Annotated in this window: 14 protein-coding genes; 7 read left to right on the top strand and 7 right to left on the bottom strand. The window is 71.0% G+C overall.

What is annotated here, in order from left to right; all coding sequences use genetic code 11:
• Positions 1–94 precede the first annotated feature (94 nt).
• The 4 genes from AC1ROY_RS12740 (at position 95) to AC1ROY_RS12725 (ending at position 3813) form a co-directional block, all read left to right on the top strand.
• Positions 95–1363 carry a glucosaminidase domain-containing protein gene (locus AC1ROY_RS12740; RefSeq protein WP_493149197.1) on the top strand — a complete coding sequence of 423 codons (1269 nt, stop codon included), beginning with the start codon at positions 95–97 and terminating at the stop codon, positions 1361–1363.
• 117 nt (positions 1364–1480) lie between these two features.
• Complete coding sequence (locus AC1ROY_RS12735) at positions 1481–1891, top strand: MarR family winged helix-turn-helix transcriptional regulator (protein ID WP_493149196.1); 411 nt, start codon at positions 1481–1483, stop codon at positions 1889–1891.
• On the top strand, positions 1888–3066 hold the full coding sequence (locus AC1ROY_RS12730; protein WP_493149195.1) for a multidrug effflux MFS transporter: 1179 nt from the start codon (positions 1888–1890) through the stop codon (positions 3064–3066). The genes AC1ROY_RS12735 and AC1ROY_RS12730 overlap by 4 nt, the downstream gene beginning before the upstream one ends.
• A gap of 48 nt (positions 3067–3114) precedes the next feature.
• Entirely contained in the window at positions 3115–3813 is a 699-nt protein-coding gene (locus tag AC1ROY_RS12725) for a methyltransferase (RefSeq protein ID WP_493149194.1), read from the top strand.
• A gap of 13 nt (positions 3814–3826) precedes the next feature.
• Here AC1ROY_RS12725 and AC1ROY_RS12720 read toward each other — a convergent pair whose 3' ends face one another.
• Positions 3827–4699: an NAD-dependent epimerase/dehydratase family protein gene (locus AC1ROY_RS12720; protein ID WP_493149193.1), complete on the bottom strand. Its 873-nt coding sequence runs from the start codon at positions 4697–4699 to the stop codon at positions 3827–3829.
• A gap of 95 nt (positions 4700–4794) precedes the next feature.
• On the opposite strand from AC1ROY_RS12720, the gene AC1ROY_RS12715 reads away from it, so the two are divergent.
• Complete coding sequence (locus AC1ROY_RS12715; protein ID WP_493149192.1) at positions 4795–5706, top strand: LysR family transcriptional regulator; 912 nt, start codon at positions 4795–4797, stop codon at positions 5704–5706.
• Positions 5707–5710: 4 nt separating this feature from the next.
• Here the strand turns inward: AC1ROY_RS12715 and AC1ROY_RS12710 are convergent, their stop codons facing one another.
• From AC1ROY_RS12710 to AC1ROY_RS12700, 3 genes are read right to left on the bottom strand one after another with little or no spacing between them, the layout of a single operon-like run.
• On the bottom strand, positions 5711–6403 hold the full coding sequence (locus AC1ROY_RS12710; protein WP_493149462.1) for a sulfite exporter TauE/SafE family protein: 693 nt from the start codon (positions 6401–6403) through the stop codon (positions 5711–5713).
• Positions 6404–6429: 26 nt separating this feature from the next.
• The gene (locus AC1ROY_RS12705) at positions 6430–6825 is read right to left on the bottom strand and encodes a DUF6855 family protein (RefSeq protein WP_493149191.1); all 396 of its coding nucleotides are present in this window, start codon (positions 6823–6825) and stop codon (positions 6430–6432) included.
• A 2-nt stretch (positions 6826–6827) separates the two neighbouring features.
• A complete protein-coding gene (locus AC1ROY_RS12700) occupies positions 6828–7853 on the bottom strand; it encodes a YeiH family protein (protein ID WP_493149190.1) in 1026 nt (341 codons plus the stop codon).
• Positions 7854–7982: 129 nt separating this feature from the next.
• On the opposite strand from AC1ROY_RS12700, the gene AC1ROY_RS12695 reads away from it, so the two are divergent.
• Complete coding sequence (locus tag AC1ROY_RS12695) at positions 7983–8966, top strand: TAXI family TRAP transporter solute-binding subunit (protein ID WP_493149189.1); 984 nt, start codon at positions 7983–7985, stop codon at positions 8964–8966.
• The gene (locus AC1ROY_RS12690; RefSeq protein WP_493149188.1) at positions 8963–10876 is read left to right on the top strand and encodes a TRAP transporter permease; all 1914 of its coding nucleotides are present in this window, start codon (positions 8963–8965) and stop codon (positions 10874–10876) included. Before AC1ROY_RS12695 ends, AC1ROY_RS12690 begins: the two co-directional genes overlap by 4 nt.
• Here AC1ROY_RS12690 and AC1ROY_RS12685 read toward each other — a convergent pair.
• From AC1ROY_RS12685 to AC1ROY_RS12675, 3 genes are all read right to left on the bottom strand, one after another.
• Positions 10873–11739, bottom strand: coding sequence for a hypothetical protein (locus tag AC1ROY_RS12685; RefSeq protein WP_493149187.1), 867 nt, complete (start codon positions 11737–11739; stop codon positions 10873–10875). The genes AC1ROY_RS12690 and AC1ROY_RS12685 overlap by 4 nt on opposite strands.
• Complete coding sequence (locus AC1ROY_RS12680; RefSeq protein ID WP_493149186.1) at positions 11730–12755, bottom strand: LLM class flavin-dependent oxidoreductase; 1026 nt, start codon at positions 12753–12755, stop codon at positions 11730–11732. Before AC1ROY_RS12680 ends, AC1ROY_RS12685 begins: the two co-directional genes overlap by 10 nt.
• 128 nt (positions 12756–12883) lie before the next feature.
• Positions 12884–13615: a hypothetical protein gene (locus AC1ROY_RS12675; protein WP_493149185.1), complete on the bottom strand. Its 732-nt coding sequence runs from the start codon at positions 13613–13615 to the stop codon at positions 12884–12886.
• Positions 13616–13650 lie beyond the last annotated feature (35 nt).

Genomic DNA, 13650 nt, shown 5'->3' with positions numbered 1-13650 from the left:
TTGAATTAAAACTGAATTTATTCTGAATTCATTTGGAAGTGGATTTCCCATATCATTTGATCCATGAATATGGATGAAATGTAGGGAGGCCATAATGAGCAAGTGGGATGAACTCGTCAGGGCAGCCAAGAGCGCGATCATTCCCGCTCCCGGCTTGAGGGCAGTGACGCTGGCACAATGGACCCTGGAATCCGGCCGGGGCACTTCGCCGCTGTCCGCCATCCATAACAACTTCGCCGGCCTGCGATGGCGGGAGGAGATGAACGGCTTCGCCACCCGGATCATCTACGACGCCCATGACGGAACCGGGGAGTACTGCGCCTTCTCCTCGCCCGAGGCCTTCATCACCGGCTACTGGCACTTCATCGGCCGGTCCGTCTATTCGGGATGGCAGGCCTTCTCCAACGATCCGCCCGGCTACATCGCCTTCCTCAAGTCGCGCGGCTACGCCACAGATGAAGGCTATGTGGGCAAGGTCCTCAGGCTGCTTCCCGAGGCCGAGGCCGTGATCGGCGCGCCCGCGGCCCCTTCCGGGGAGCCCGACCGCCCGTCGCGCAACGAGCTGGGACCCACCATCGACGACCTGCTCGATCCGGCGGACCAGCCGGACTTCATCGTGCTCCCGCAAATCCGGCATGAGTGGGAGGGCCGCCGCCCCAATGGGCTGGAGGGCGCGATCGTCCATTACGATGCGGGACGCCGCCGCCCGGCGAAGGGGCCGGACGATCCGGAATGGGGGGCCAGGAACACCCTGCTGTCCGGCCAGGCGAACGGCTTCGCCTATGTGACGGTCAGCCGGACCGGGAAGATTTACATCCCCGGCAACATGGACTGGCTGTCCTGGGGCTCCCATGCCGGGTCGAGCAAATGCCCCGTGACGAAGCGGAGCGGCGTGAGCCAGTTCTATGTGGGCTTCGAGGTGAACTGCCCCGGCTTCGTCTTCCCGATCGAGGAGGACGACGACGTCTTCGCCCCGTGGTTCGAGACCGTGCGGGACGGCAACGGCAACACCATCCTGAGGAACGGTCGTGCCCGGCTGGTGAAGCCGGGCGGCGAGCTCTATCGCCGCGACGAGCTCCGGCACGTGCCGACGGTGACGGGCAATATCCGGCCCGGAACCTACGTGCCCTACACGAAGGCGCAATTCGAGGCGCTCCTGGCGGCGCTGCTGTGGCTCAAGCGCTCCCACAGGGCCAGCTTCCGGCTGGATCTCGTCTTCGGCCACGACGAGGTCTCGCCCCTGCGCAAGATCGACCCGGGCGGCTCGCTGGGCACGGGTGATGCCGGCAGCAGCGCCATGACGATGGGCGAGTTCCGCGCGGCCCTGACACGGAGATGGGCGGACCAGCAGGAGCTCGTGTAGAGCGCGCCGCCCCGCCGGGATCCGGGGACTTGCCCTCCGGACCCGGCGGCGCCTTGCATCTCCGGGCAAATTGATCGCATGCTAACTATACGCATGCCATTGACCGACCGGATCCGCGTGACAGCCTCCCTCCTGCAGGCCGGCCGCCAATGGCGGCGCCTCGCGCAGGAGGTGCTGGCTGCGCACGACATCTCCGACGCCCAGGCCAGCCCCCTCATCCATCTCGGCCGCCTCGGCAACGGCGTGCGCCAGGTGACGCTCGCCGCCCATGTCGGCATCGAGGGCCCCTCCCTCGTCCGCCTCCTCGACCAGCTCGAGGCCGCCGGCCTGCTGGAGCGCCGCGACGACCCCGACGACCGCCGCGCCAAGACGCTCTGGCTCACCCCCGAGGGCCGGCGCCTCGTCCAGCGCATCGAGCGCGTGCTGAAGCAGCTGCGCGACAAGGTCCTGCGCGAGGTGACCGACGACGAGATCGCGGCCGCGCTGCGCGTCTTCCAGGCCATCGAGTCCGCGGGCCGCGACGCTTGACGAAGGTCCCGCTCTGGCTCCTCGCGCTCTTCACCTTCAGCGGCACGCTGGCCATGCACATCTTCGTGCCGGCCCTGCCGCGCGCGGCCGAGGATCTCGGCGCCAGCATCGGCACGATGCAGATGACGATCAGCCTCTACATCTACGGCCTCGCCTTCGGGCAGCTGATCTACGGCCCTGCCTCCGACCGCTTCGGCCGCCGCCCCGTGCTGATGGTGGGCCTGGTGATCTACGCCGTCTCCGGCCTCGCGGCGGCCTTCGCGCCGGGGGCGGCCTCGCTGGTCGCCGCGCGGCTCTTCCAGGCGCTGGGCGGATGCGCGGGGCTGGTGCTCGGGCGGACCATCGTGCGCGACACCTCGCCGCCCGAGGGGACCGCGAAGCGGCTCGCCATGATGAACCTGATGATCACGGTCGGCCCTGCGGTCGCGCCGCTCATCGGCACGGCGATGACGGAGATGACGGGCTGGCGCTCGATCCTCCTGGCGATGAGCGCCTTCGGCCTCGTGAACCTCCTGCTGGCCTGGAGGCTGCTGCCCGAGACCCGCCCGCCCGATGCCGGCGACGGCAGTGCCTTCCTGCGCCACTGCCTCCATCTGGTCCGCTCGCCGGCCTTCCTCGGCTATGCGGTCGGCGGAGGCTGCGCCACCACTGCGGTCTTCGCCTTCATCGCCGCCGCGCCCTTCATCTTCACGCAGCAGTTGCATCGCCCGCCGCACGAGACCGGCATCTACCTGGCGCTGCTGGTCTTCGGCATGTGGCTCGGCAGCGCCTGGGTGAGCCGGATGCTGGGGCGCGTCTCCATGGTCAAGCTGATGGTCCGCGGCAACCTCGCCAGCGCGGTCTCGATGCTGATCCTGCTCGCCGCGACGCTGACGGGGAATCTCAGCGTGGCGCTGGTGATGACCTGCATGTTCGCCTTCGCCATCGGCCTGGGCTTCGCCTCGCCGACTGCGATGGCCCAGGCGCTGAGCGTGAACCCGCAGGTGATCGGCTCCGCCTCCGGGCTCTACGGCGCGATCCAGATGGGCGTGGGCGCAACCTGCGCGGCGCTGGCCGGGCTTGGCTCCGACCCGATGCTCTCGGCCGCGCTGGTGCTGGCCATGGCGGGCGTGGTCGCGCAGGCCTGCTTCTGGATGGCGCTGCGCTGGCAGCGACTGGCGCGGCACCAGCCATGAGCCCGGCGCGGGTCGTCGCAGGCCCGGCGCCGGCACAGGATGGCGGCCATGACCGAGACATCAGCCAAGTTCGACGCCCGCGCGCATGAGTACCAGGTGCAGAGCCGCATCGCCCTCGCGGGCTACGACGCCTGCCACGAGCTTTCGGCCTGCATGCTCGCGGCCGCGCTCGGCAGCGGCGCTTCGGCGCATGTGCTCGTCGCCGGCGCGGGAGGCGGGGCGCGCGAGGTCCTGACGGCCGGCGCGCTGGAGCCGGGCTGGCGCTTCACCGCCGTCGATCCCTCCGAGGCCATGATGCAGATCGCGGTCGCGGCGATCGGAGCGGCCGGGCTGCGCGAGCGCACCGCGATCCGGCTCGGCACCGTGGACGACCTGCCTGCGGAGCCCGCCTTCGACGCGGCGACGCTCATCGGCGTGCTGCACCACGTCCCCGGCGAGGCCGGAAAGCTCGCGCTGCTGCGGTCGCTGGCCGCGCGCATGAAGCCCGGCGCGCCGCTGATCCTCGCCGGCAATCGCATGGCCTATGCGAGCCAGCCGCTGCTGCTGAAGGCCTGGGGCGAACGCTGGCGGATGAACGGCGCCTCGCCTGACGAGGTCGAGGCAAAACTGGGAAAGATCCTGCAGGGCGCCGACCCGCCCGGCTCCGAGGCGGAGGTTGCGCGGCTGCTGGCCGAGGCGGGCTTCGGCGCCCCCGGCTGGTTCTTCTCCAGCCTCTTCTGGGGGGCCTGCCTGGCCCGCCGCGGCTGAGCTCAGGCCGAGCTCACATCTCTTCCTGGATCCATTGCGTGATCGAGTGCCGCTTCGGCTGCCAGCCCAGTTCCGCCGGGAGCCGGCCGCGCACGCGGCTGTTGGAGCCGAGCGCGAAGACCGCCATCTCGCGCCCCCATTCGGCGATGGCCTCCTCCGCCGACCAGGGCTGCGCCTCGCCCAAGCCGAGGCGGACGGCGATGGCGCGGGCGACGTTGCCCAGCTCCTCCTCGCCGCTTTCGACGAACATGAAGCTGCCGCGCGGCGCCCTCTCCAGCGCGATCGCGTAGAGATCCGCGACGTCGGCGATGTGCGTGTTGGACCAGCGGTTCAGCCCGCGCCCGATATAGCGCGCGACGCCCGACTTCCGGGCCTGCCGCGCGAGCCGCGGTACCTGCACGCTCTCCGCCGGCGCGCCCAGGGCATGGCCGTAGATCATGGTGTTGCACAGCACGACACCGCCCGCATCCTGGATCAGCCGGTCGATGGCAACGCGTGCGCGCTTGTCCGGCTCGGGCGTGATGGGCGTGTCCTCGTGGAAGATGCGGTCGGACGGCTCGCCCATGGCCTCGTCGCCGACGATGCTGCTGCCGCTGGTGTGCAGGAACGGCTTTCCCGAGCTCTCCAGCCCCGCGAGGATCGCCTCGACCGCGCCGCGATGGTCGCTGCTGGCGGCATTGATCACGGCCTCGGCCGCTGCGGCCTCGGCGCGCAGCAGGGCCGTGTCGTCGAGCGTGCCGAGGACCGGCTCGACGCCATGCGCCGCCACCGCCTCGCCCTTGGCCGCGTCGCGCACGAGGCCGCGCACCGAATGGCCCCCGGCGACGAGGCGGGACGCGATGGCGCCGCCGATGAAGCCGCTCGCGCCCGTGAGGAAGATCCGCATGTTCCGTCTCCTGGAATGATGGAGAGCAGGTAGGTGCTGCGGCGGCCCGTTGCCATTTCCCGGAAACTATCATCACTTGTGAAGCAGGATCATCAATGCCGCGCATCCTCATGGAACGCTCGGGCGAGATGGAGGTCTTCCTGCGCGTCGTGCGCGAGGGCGGCTTCTCCGCCGCGGCCCGCAGCCTCGACCTCACGCCCTCGGCGGTCAGCAAGCTGATCGCGCGGCTGGAGGCGCGGCTCGGCGCCCGCCTGCTGCTGCGCACGACCCGCGCCCTCACCCTCACCGACGAGGGCGAGGCCTATCACCGCGCCGCCCGGCGCATCCTCGAGGAGCTCGACGCGGCCGACCAGGAGGCCGCCGGCGGCGCCGTGCGCGGGCGGCTGCGGGTCAACGCCTCGGTGCCCTTCGGCCACATGTTCCTGGCTCCCCTGATCCCCGCCTTCCTCGAGTGCCATCCCGACGTGATTGTCGACCTCAGCCTCACCGACGACGTGGTGGACCTGCTGGCGCAGCGCGCCGACCTCGCCATCCGCATGGGCGATCTGCCGGACAGCGGGCTGGTCGCGCGCAAGCTCGGCCAGAGCCGGAGGGTGGTCTGCGCCTCGCCCGCCTATCTAGCGCGGCATGGCACGCCCGCCACGCCCGAGGATCTGGCCGGCCACAATGGCCTCGGCTTCAACTTCCGGCGCTGGCGCGACGGCTGGCCCTTCCGCCGCGACGGGCGGGAATTCGAGCAGCCGGTCTCCGGCAACCTGCTGGCCAACAACGGCGAGACGGTGCGGCAGATGGCGCTGGCCGGCGCCGGCATCGCGCGGCTGGGGCGGTTCCACGTCGCGGCCGACATCGAGGCCGGCGCGCTGGTGCCGGTGCTGGAGGCCTTCAATCCGGGCGACCTGGAGATGGTGCACGCCGTCCATGTCGGCGGCGGGCAGGTCCCGAGGCGCGTGCGGGCCTTCATCGACCATGTGGCGGAGAACCTGCCGAAGCGCCTCTCCGGCGGCTGACGGCTCAGCCGAGCGCGGCCCAGAGCAGCGCGAGGCCGGAGACCAGCAGCACCGCATCCAGCAGCAGCCGGAAGGTGCCGAGGCTCATGCGCTGCACAAGCCGCTTCCCCAGGAAGGCCCCCGCCATCACGGAGGCGCCGATGATCAGCCCCTGCAGGATGGCCGGCCCCGGCAGCGCGCCGAGTTGCCGGAAGGTTACGGCCTTGCTCACCATCAGCGCCAGGGAGCTCACCGCCTCGGTCGAGAGGAAGGCCCCCTTGGCCAGTCCGAAGGCGGAGAAGGCCGGCACGCTGAGCGGGCCGGTGGAGAGCACGATGCCGGTCAGGAAGCCGATCACCGCGCCGGCCAGCGCGAGCTCCCACAGCCCGATCGACCGCTCGCGCAGCCGCAGCCGGCGCTGCATGGGGATCATCGCCAGGAAGAAGGCGCCGAGCGCCAGATCCACCAGCCGGGGCGGCAGCACCAGCAGCGTGCGCGCGCCCAGCGCCGCGGCCGGCACGCCCGGGAGGGAATAGGCGGCGAAGGCGCGCCAGTTCACCTCCCGCCACCAGGACAGAACCTTGGCGAGATTGGCCATCACCGAAGCGATGGCCATGATCGGCACGGCCTGCTGCGGGCCGTATTCGAAGACGAGGATCGGCAGCAGCAGGATCGAGGCGCCGGTGCCGATGATGCCGCTCAGCATTCCCGCGGCCAGCCCGGCGACGAGGACGAAGAGGTGGCTCAGCGCGCCCGCATCCGGTTGTTGCGCGGCATGTGCTCCACCTCGGCGAGGCCGAGGACCTCCATCACCGGCGGGACGTAGTTGGCGAAGCGCCCGCGCAGGCCCTTCTTCAGCCCGTACCAGCCGCCGACGGGGTTGGAGGGCGAGCGCGCCCAGGCCTCGACCGTGCCCTCGGCGGCCGGCTTCTGCTCGTCGGCGCTGCCGAGGGGCATCCAGTCGCCCTGGGCCGTCAGCATGGCGTGCAGGTCGTCCAGGCAGCGGAGCGCGTAGCGCAGCTCCGTCTTGCCGACCGTCACCACCAGCGCGCCCGCCGCCTCGTCGCGCCAGGCCTGGTAGTCCGAGCCGCCGCTCGGCGTCGTCAGGGTCCAGGGGGCTTCGCGGGTCCCCTGGCCCATCGTCAGACCACCGCGACGCCGGCCAGCGCCAGCAGCGCGATGAAGAGCGTGCTCGCGACGCCCAGCAGCAGCGGCGCTGCGCCGCGCTTGTGCAGCGCCCGCAGGTCGGTCTGCAGGCCCAGCGCGGCCACCGAGGCCGCCAGCATCACCGGCACCAGGAAGCGCGAGGCGTCCACCGCCTCCTTTGGCACGAGGCCGGTGCTGCCGATCACCACCAACGCCAGGAAGCCGAAGGCGAACCAGGGCACCGGCGCCTTGGCATGGCCGGCCTCGCCATGGTGCCGCTTCGCCACCCACCAGCCCAGGGTCACCACCGCCGGCGCCAGCAGGAAGACGCGGGCGAGCTTCATCACCGTGCCGCTCTGCGAGGCATCGGGCCCGCCGGCCGCCGCCGCGCCTACCGCCTGCACCACCTCGTGGATCGAGGCGCCGGCCCAGAGCCCGTAGGTCCGCCCCGTCATGCCCATGAGGTCGCCGAGATAGGGGAAGAGGATCAGCGAGGCGGTGCCGCAGAGCGTGATGACGGCCAGCGAATAGGTCACGTCCTCGTCCTCGCCGCGCACCACCTGGTTGGCGGCGACGATGGCGGAGGCCCCGCAGATCGAGGTGCCGGTGCCGATCAGCACCGACAGCTTCTCGTCCACGCCCAGCAGCTTCCCGAGCCAGATGGTGAAGGGCAGCGTCAGCCCCACCACCAGCACCGCCAGGATCAGCGCGCCGATGCCGAGCTGCGCCAGCATGCCCAGCGTCACCTGGAGCCCGAGCAGCACGATCGCGAAGCGCAGCAGCGGCCGCACGGCGAAGGCGATGCCCGGCCTCACCACCGCCGGACGGCCGATCACGGCGCCGATCCCCACCCCCACCACCAGCGCCACCACCACCGGGTTGAGCGCGGCGAGGCCGGTCATGTTGCGGATGACGATCGCGATCGCCGCGATGGCCAGGCTGAGCGCAAGGCCGGGAGCCAGGCTGCGCGCGCGGTCGGGAAAGGATTGCGCCGCGGCGGAGGCGCTGCTGGGTGCTGCCATCGGAGTCGGAAACTGCCTCGTTTGTTGGCAGGACCGTCCTCCCGCAGGGCCGAAGCGTCAAGCCGCGGTGGTTGCATCCGTTGCACTCCCGGCGTCACACTTCCAGCGGAGATTCCCGGGAGAACCCCCATGTCGATCCTGTTGCCGCGCCGCGGGCTGCTTGCCGCCACGCTCGCTTTGCCTGCCATCCGCACCGCCTCCGCGCAGACCACCCTCGAATGGGTTGCCGGCTCGCTCGGCGGCGGCTGGTACACCATGGCCGCCGGCCTCGCCTCGCTGATCCGCGAGGAGAATCCGGAGCTCCAGGTCCGTGTGGTGCCGGGCGGCGGCCTCGCCAACCCGACGCGCATCCAGAACGGCCAGAGCCAGATGGGCTGGGGCATCGACGCCTTCACCGCCGCCGCCTTCAAGGGCGAGGAGCCCTACACCTTCGCGCATCCGAAGCTGCGCAGCCTCGGCACCGGCTACTCGCCGACCGACAACTACCTGCTCGGCCGCGCCGACGGGCCGACCGACATGCGCGAGATCCTGACCACGCGCGGCATCAAGCTCGGCACGCCGCAGCGCTCCTCGACGGACGAGATGACCGTCCAGCGCATCCTGCGCTTCCTCGGCAGCTCGCCCGACCAGATCCGCTCGGGCGGCGGGCGCTACCTGAACGGCAGCTACAACGACATCGCCGCCGCCTTCAACGACGGCCAGGTGGACTATGTCTACGCCGCCCTCGCCCGGCCGGCCGCGATGCTGACCGAGATCGCTCAGGGCCGCCGCTCGGCCAAGCTCATCGCCTTCCCGGACGATATCCGCGCGCACATGAAGAGCACCTACGCCTATACCGAGTTCGACGTGCCGCCGACCGCCTATCCCACGCTGATGACGGCGCCGATCAAGGTGACGGGCATGGACAGCGTGGTCCTTGTCGCCGACACGACGCCCGATGCGGTGGCCTATGCCATCACCAAGACCTTCATCAAGAACAAGGGCCAGCGGCTGTCCACGATCCACGCCTCCATGGACGCCTACGACCCCAGGACCTCCTGGCAGTACACGGGCTGCCCGCTGCACCCGGGCGCGGCCCGCGCCTACCGTGAAGCCGGCGCGATGCCCGCTTGAGGACGCTGCGCGGCTGGCTCGGCGTCGCCGTCACGGCCTGGATGGCCCTGGCGGCGGCGGCGCATCTCTACTGGGGCGGCTTCGGCTTCCCCGAGCCGATCTGGATGCGGGGCTTCCACCTCGCCGTCTTCGTGCCGCCGCTCTTCCTCCTCTACCCGGCGCGGAAATCCTCGCCGCCGGACCGGCCGACCTTCGTCGACTGGCTCTGGGCGCTGGCCGCCGCGGCGCCGCATGCCTGGGTGATGTGGCAGGCCGCCGCCGTCGCCGATCGCATGGAATATGTGGACCCCTTCACGCCCCTGCTCATGACGCTGGCCGTCGTCGCCATCGTCACGCTGCTCGAGGCCACGCGCCGCGCGGTCGAGCCCGGGCTCGCCTGGATGGTCATCATCTCGCTGGCCTACATGCAGCTCGGCCACCTGCTGCCGGGCGTGCTGAACACGCGCGTCTTCACGCCGGCGGAGATCCTGGAATCCGCCTGGCTCGTTCCCACTGCGGCCGGCGTCTACGGGCCGCTGACCGGGATCGTCGCGACCACCATCGCGGTCTTCATCATCTTCGGCAGCTTCATGCAGGCGAGCGGCACCGGGCGGCTCTTCTCCAACTTCGGCGCGGCCGTCGCGGGCCGCTTCTCGGGCGGGCCGGCGAAGGTCGCCGTCATCACCTCCGGCCTCTTCGGCACGATGAGCGGCAGCTCCGTCTCCAACGTCATCACCACGGGCGCCATGACCATCCCGCTGATGAAGCGCGTGGGCTACCGCGCGAGCGTGGCGGGCGGCATCGAGGCGGCGGCGAGCGTCGGCGGCGCGCTCATGCCGCCGGTGATGGGGGCCGCGGCCTTCGTCATGGCCGAGATGACCAATATTCCCTACGCCGAGATCATCAAGGCCGCGGCCCTGGGCGCGGTGCTCTACTATTTCGCCATCCTCGCCGCCGTGCATTTCGAGGCCAAGCGCGCGGGCATGCGGCCCATGGCCGTCATCGACATGCCCAGCTGGCGCGAGGTGGCGCGCGACGCGCATCTGGTCATCCCGATCTTCGTGCTCGTCTATCTCATGACCGAGCGCTGGAGCGGCAATTTCGCCGCCTTCATCGCCACCCTGGCCATGGTCGCCATCGCCTTCCTGCGGCGGAACACGCGCATGGGCTGGCGCGACATCGTGGAGGCCCTGGCCAATGCGGGCCACACCATGGCGCCGCTCGCCGTCTCAATCGCGGGCTCGGGCATCGTGGTGGCCGCGCTGACCTCGACGGGCATGGTCGTGGCCTTCGGCGGCATCATCAAGGAGCTGGCGGGCGGCTCGCTGCCCTGGCTGCTGGTGCTGCTCTGCATCACCGTGCTGATCCTGGGCATGGGGATCCCGACCACGCCCTCCTACATCATCGCCGCCGCCATCGGCGTGCCGCAGATCATCGAGGTCGGCACGCGCGTGCTGGGCTATTCGGCAGCCGACCTGCTGCTGCCGGCGCATCTCTTCCTCTTCTACTTCGCGGTGATCGCCGACGCGACGCCGCCCGTCGCCGCAGCCGCCTTCGCGGCGGCGGCCATCGCGGGGGCCGGCCCGACCATCACCTCGGTCCATGCCACGCGCTTCGGCATCGCGGGCTTCACCGTGGGCTTCGCCTTCATCTACGCCCCCGGGATCATGCTGCGCGGCTCGCTGGTCGAGATCGTGACGGTGACCGCGATCCAGGTCGCGGCGCTGGCGGCGGTGACCTCGGCCTATGCGGGCTACCTGGTGGCGCCGATGGGCCCGGCGGTGCGCGTGGCACTGGGCGTCGTCGGGCTGATCGGCGCCTTCGGCTACTTCCTCAGCGACGAGGCGCGGCTGGCCGTGGTGGTGATCGGGCTGGCCGTCCCGGCGGCCTGGCAGCTCATGGCCGCACGACGGGCAGCGCCAGTCGCCTAAGGCGCGCCCATCATTCGCTGGTTCCGGCGTTCCAGCGCATCGAGCCCACCGAGGTAGCGCGACTGCGCAGGGTCCCAGCGCAGCCTGGCGTAATGCACCAGCGAGTTCAGCGTCCGCGGACGGCCGCGCTGGGTGCAGATCCGTGCCTCGCGCACGGTCATCGAGAGCTCGGCATAGCCGTCGCGCCGCGCCTCCCGCAGCGTGATCGGCAGCATCCGCTGCTCCAGCCGGCGCGGCTCGCAGCCGCGCTCCCAGCTCTGGACGGAGTAGAGGACCGGGCTCTGGAACACCTGCTGCAGCCGCCCCTCGATCGGGGTCGCGATGAGGTACTGGGAAAAGCTCTCCTGGCTGTTGTGGTGGCTGTTGAGCACCACGGCGGCGGGACGCGCCTCGCCCAGCAGCAGCATCTGAGCGATCGAGGGCGCGCCGCCCGGATCGGTCTGCACCAGCAGCGCGTCGGTCGGGCGGAATTCCGGCGCGACCTCGGCCATCACGAGCACGCCGGCGACCAGCATGGCCACATGGTCACGCTCGCCCTCGGAGATCACGGAGAAGCTGGCGGTCTCGCCGCCCGCGAGGTCGATCTCGGCCGGTCCCGCCGGGCTGTCCTCGCCCGCGACCGCGTCGGGCACGGCGCGCGCGCCGGCGAAGCGGGCGGCACGGCCGGCGGCGTCGAGATCCGGATAGACGGAGCGAAGCACGTCACCGAACGTCACCGCCGAGCGCTCGGTCGGCTTGCCGTCGAGCGGCCGCGTCGAGCCGTCGCGCGAGGAGATGACGACCGGCACCGCCTGCGCCCCCGCCGGGCCCAGCCCCACGGTCAGCAGCAGCGCGGCCGCGGCGATCCGGCGAGTCAGGCGCATGGGGCAAGCGCTCCGGTGAGCCCGAAGGCCTCGGCGATGAGCGTCACGCTGCGCCGCCGCGCCGCCGGATCGTGGCAGGGGGTGAGAATCGCGACCTCCTGCACGCCGAGCTCCTCCGCCAGCGCGGAGATGCGCGCCCGCACCTGCTCCGGCGTGCCGATCATGGCGCGCGAGCGCATGCGCGCGATCTTCACCTGATCGGCCTCGGTGTAGGGGTAGGCAGCGGCCTCCTCGGCGCTGGGCAGCGGCGGGTAGATGCCGCGGTCGCGATGCAGGCGCCACAGCGCGCGGGAGGCGAAGAGGCGTTCCGCCTCGGCCTCGGTGTCGGCGGCGAGCGCGTAGATGCCGATGGCGGAATGCGCCTTCTGCCCGCGCATCTCACGGAAGGTTTCCCGATAGGTGTTCAGCGCCTCGGCGCAGCCCTGCCCGTCGGTGATGAAATGCGCGAAGCAGTAGGGCAGCCCAAAGAAGGCCGCGACCTGCGCGCCGTAGTCGCTGCTGCCGAGAATCCAGACCTCGGGGACGGTCGGCACCTCCGGACTCGCGCGGACCTCGCGGAAAGGGTGCTGCTCCGGCAGCCCGTCGCCGAGCCAGCCGAGCAGGTCGCGCACGGCCGTCGGAAAATTGTCGGCTGATGTGGCGGCGTTGGGGTTCAGCGCATAGGCGGTGCGGCCGTCGCTGCCGGGCGCGCGGCCGAGGCCGAGGTCGATGCGGCCGGGCGCCACCGCCTCCAGCGCCCGGAACTGCTCCGCGACCTTCAGCGCGGAGTAGTGCGGCAGCATGATCCCCGCACTGCCCACGCGGATGCGGCGCGTGGTGGCGCCGATGGCGGATATCACGATCTCGGGCGCCGAGCCTGCATGACTCGCGCTGTTGTGGTGCTCGGCGAGCCAGTAGCGGGCGTAGCCGAGGCGGTCGGCCAGCCGCGCGACCTCCATCGTTTCCTGGATGGCCTGGGCGGCATCGCGGCCCGAGACGATGGTGGACTGGTCCAGGATGGAGAGCGCGAGGGGCATGGGCGAAGCTTACGGCCCGATCCGCCGCATCGCCATGGGCCCGGAACCCATCCGGAAAGGCTGGCGGGTCGGTCCCGGCGGTCTTTTCCGGGCCCGGCCCTCAGCCGCCGGCCTTTCCGGATGGGTTCTCAGATCACCATGGCCTTGGTCACGACGCGCTGCGAGGTGTCATAGGCCTGCAGGTAGAAGCGCCAGGTGGCGTTGGTGCGGACGCCGACGATGGCCGCGTAGACGTCGTACTGGTTCAGCTTGGCGGCGGTGCTGGTCAGATTGGCGAAGCCGGCTCCGAGGTTGTTCGCGAGATCCGCCGCGCGGTTGGCCACGGGCAAAGCGAGGTTGGGCTGCACATGGCTCACGAGCACCGCGCCGCCGGGATTGGAGCCGACGCCGAAGGAGCAGCCGGAGAGCTGCGAGGTGATCATGACGTCCGGGCCGCCGGCCGTGGGGAGGCTGTAGTGGCTCGTGTTGGCGGCGACATCGGAGGTCTGCACCATCGGCACGTAGAAGGCATTGAACTCATCCGCCGCCGGAACCGCGACGGCCGGCCCGGGCAGCCGGGCGACCTGCGCGATCGGCCGGTCCTTCTGACGGCCCAGCAGCCCGCTGAGACCGGTGGTGAAGCCCTTCGCCGTCCGGGCGACGAAGGCGCCATTGCTCATGTAGCCCTTCATCTCAACGTTGAAGGTGGCGATGACCGCCTGGCCATTGGCCGGCGGCGCCGGCGCGTTCGGCAGGGTCGGCGACCGCGTGGCCCCGCCGGCGATGACCAGATTGACCCTCCGCATGAGCTTTTCGGGCGACTGCAGGAGCTGGATGACATCGGCGGGTGTCACGGCGGCGGCCTTCGCATGCTGGGGCACGAAAGTTGATCCAGGACGACCGGCAATGCAATCGG

It is taken from the genome of Roseococcus sp. GW821-FHT12F05 (assembly GCF_058806835.1).
Note: the sequence above shows the minus strand (reverse complement) of the source record. Positions and strands in the feature narration are given on the sequence as shown.

Excerpts from the sequence above, each read along its gene's own strand:
- AC1ROY_RS12695 (WP_493149189.1), top strand. The coding sequence starts at position 7,983 with ATGTCGATCCTGTTGCCGCGCCGCGGGCTGCTTGCCGCCACGCTCGCT.
- AC1ROY_RS12725 (WP_493149194.1), top strand. The coding sequence starts at position 3,115 with ATGACCGAGACATCAGCCAAGTTCGACGCCCGCGCGCATGAGTACCAG.
- AC1ROY_RS12720 (WP_493149193.1), bottom strand. The coding sequence starts at position 4,699 with ATGCGGATCTTCCTCACGGGCGCGAGCGGCTTCATCGGCGGCGCCATC.
- AC1ROY_RS12700 (WP_493149190.1), bottom strand. The coding sequence starts at position 7,853 with ATGGCAGCACCCAGCAGCGCCTCCGCCGCGGCGCAATCCTTTCCCGAC.
- AC1ROY_RS12705 (WP_493149191.1), bottom strand. The coding sequence starts at position 6,825 with ATGGGCCAGGGGACCCGCGAAGCCCCCTGGACCCTGACGACGCCGAGC.
- AC1ROY_RS12680 (WP_493149186.1), bottom strand. The coding sequence starts at position 12,755 with ATGCCCCTCGCGCTCTCCATCCTGGACCAGTCCACCATCGTCTCGGGC.
- AC1ROY_RS12715 (WP_493149192.1), top strand. The coding sequence starts at position 4,795 with ATGCCGCGCATCCTCATGGAACGCTCGGGCGAGATGGAGGTCTTCCTG.
- AC1ROY_RS12685 (WP_493149187.1), bottom strand. The coding sequence starts at position 11,739 with ATGCGCCTGACTCGCCGGATCGCCGCGGCCGCGCTGCTGCTGACCGTG.
- AC1ROY_RS12740 (WP_493149197.1), top strand. The coding sequence starts at position 95 with ATGAGCAAGTGGGATGAACTCGTCAGGGCAGCCAAGAGCGCGATCATT.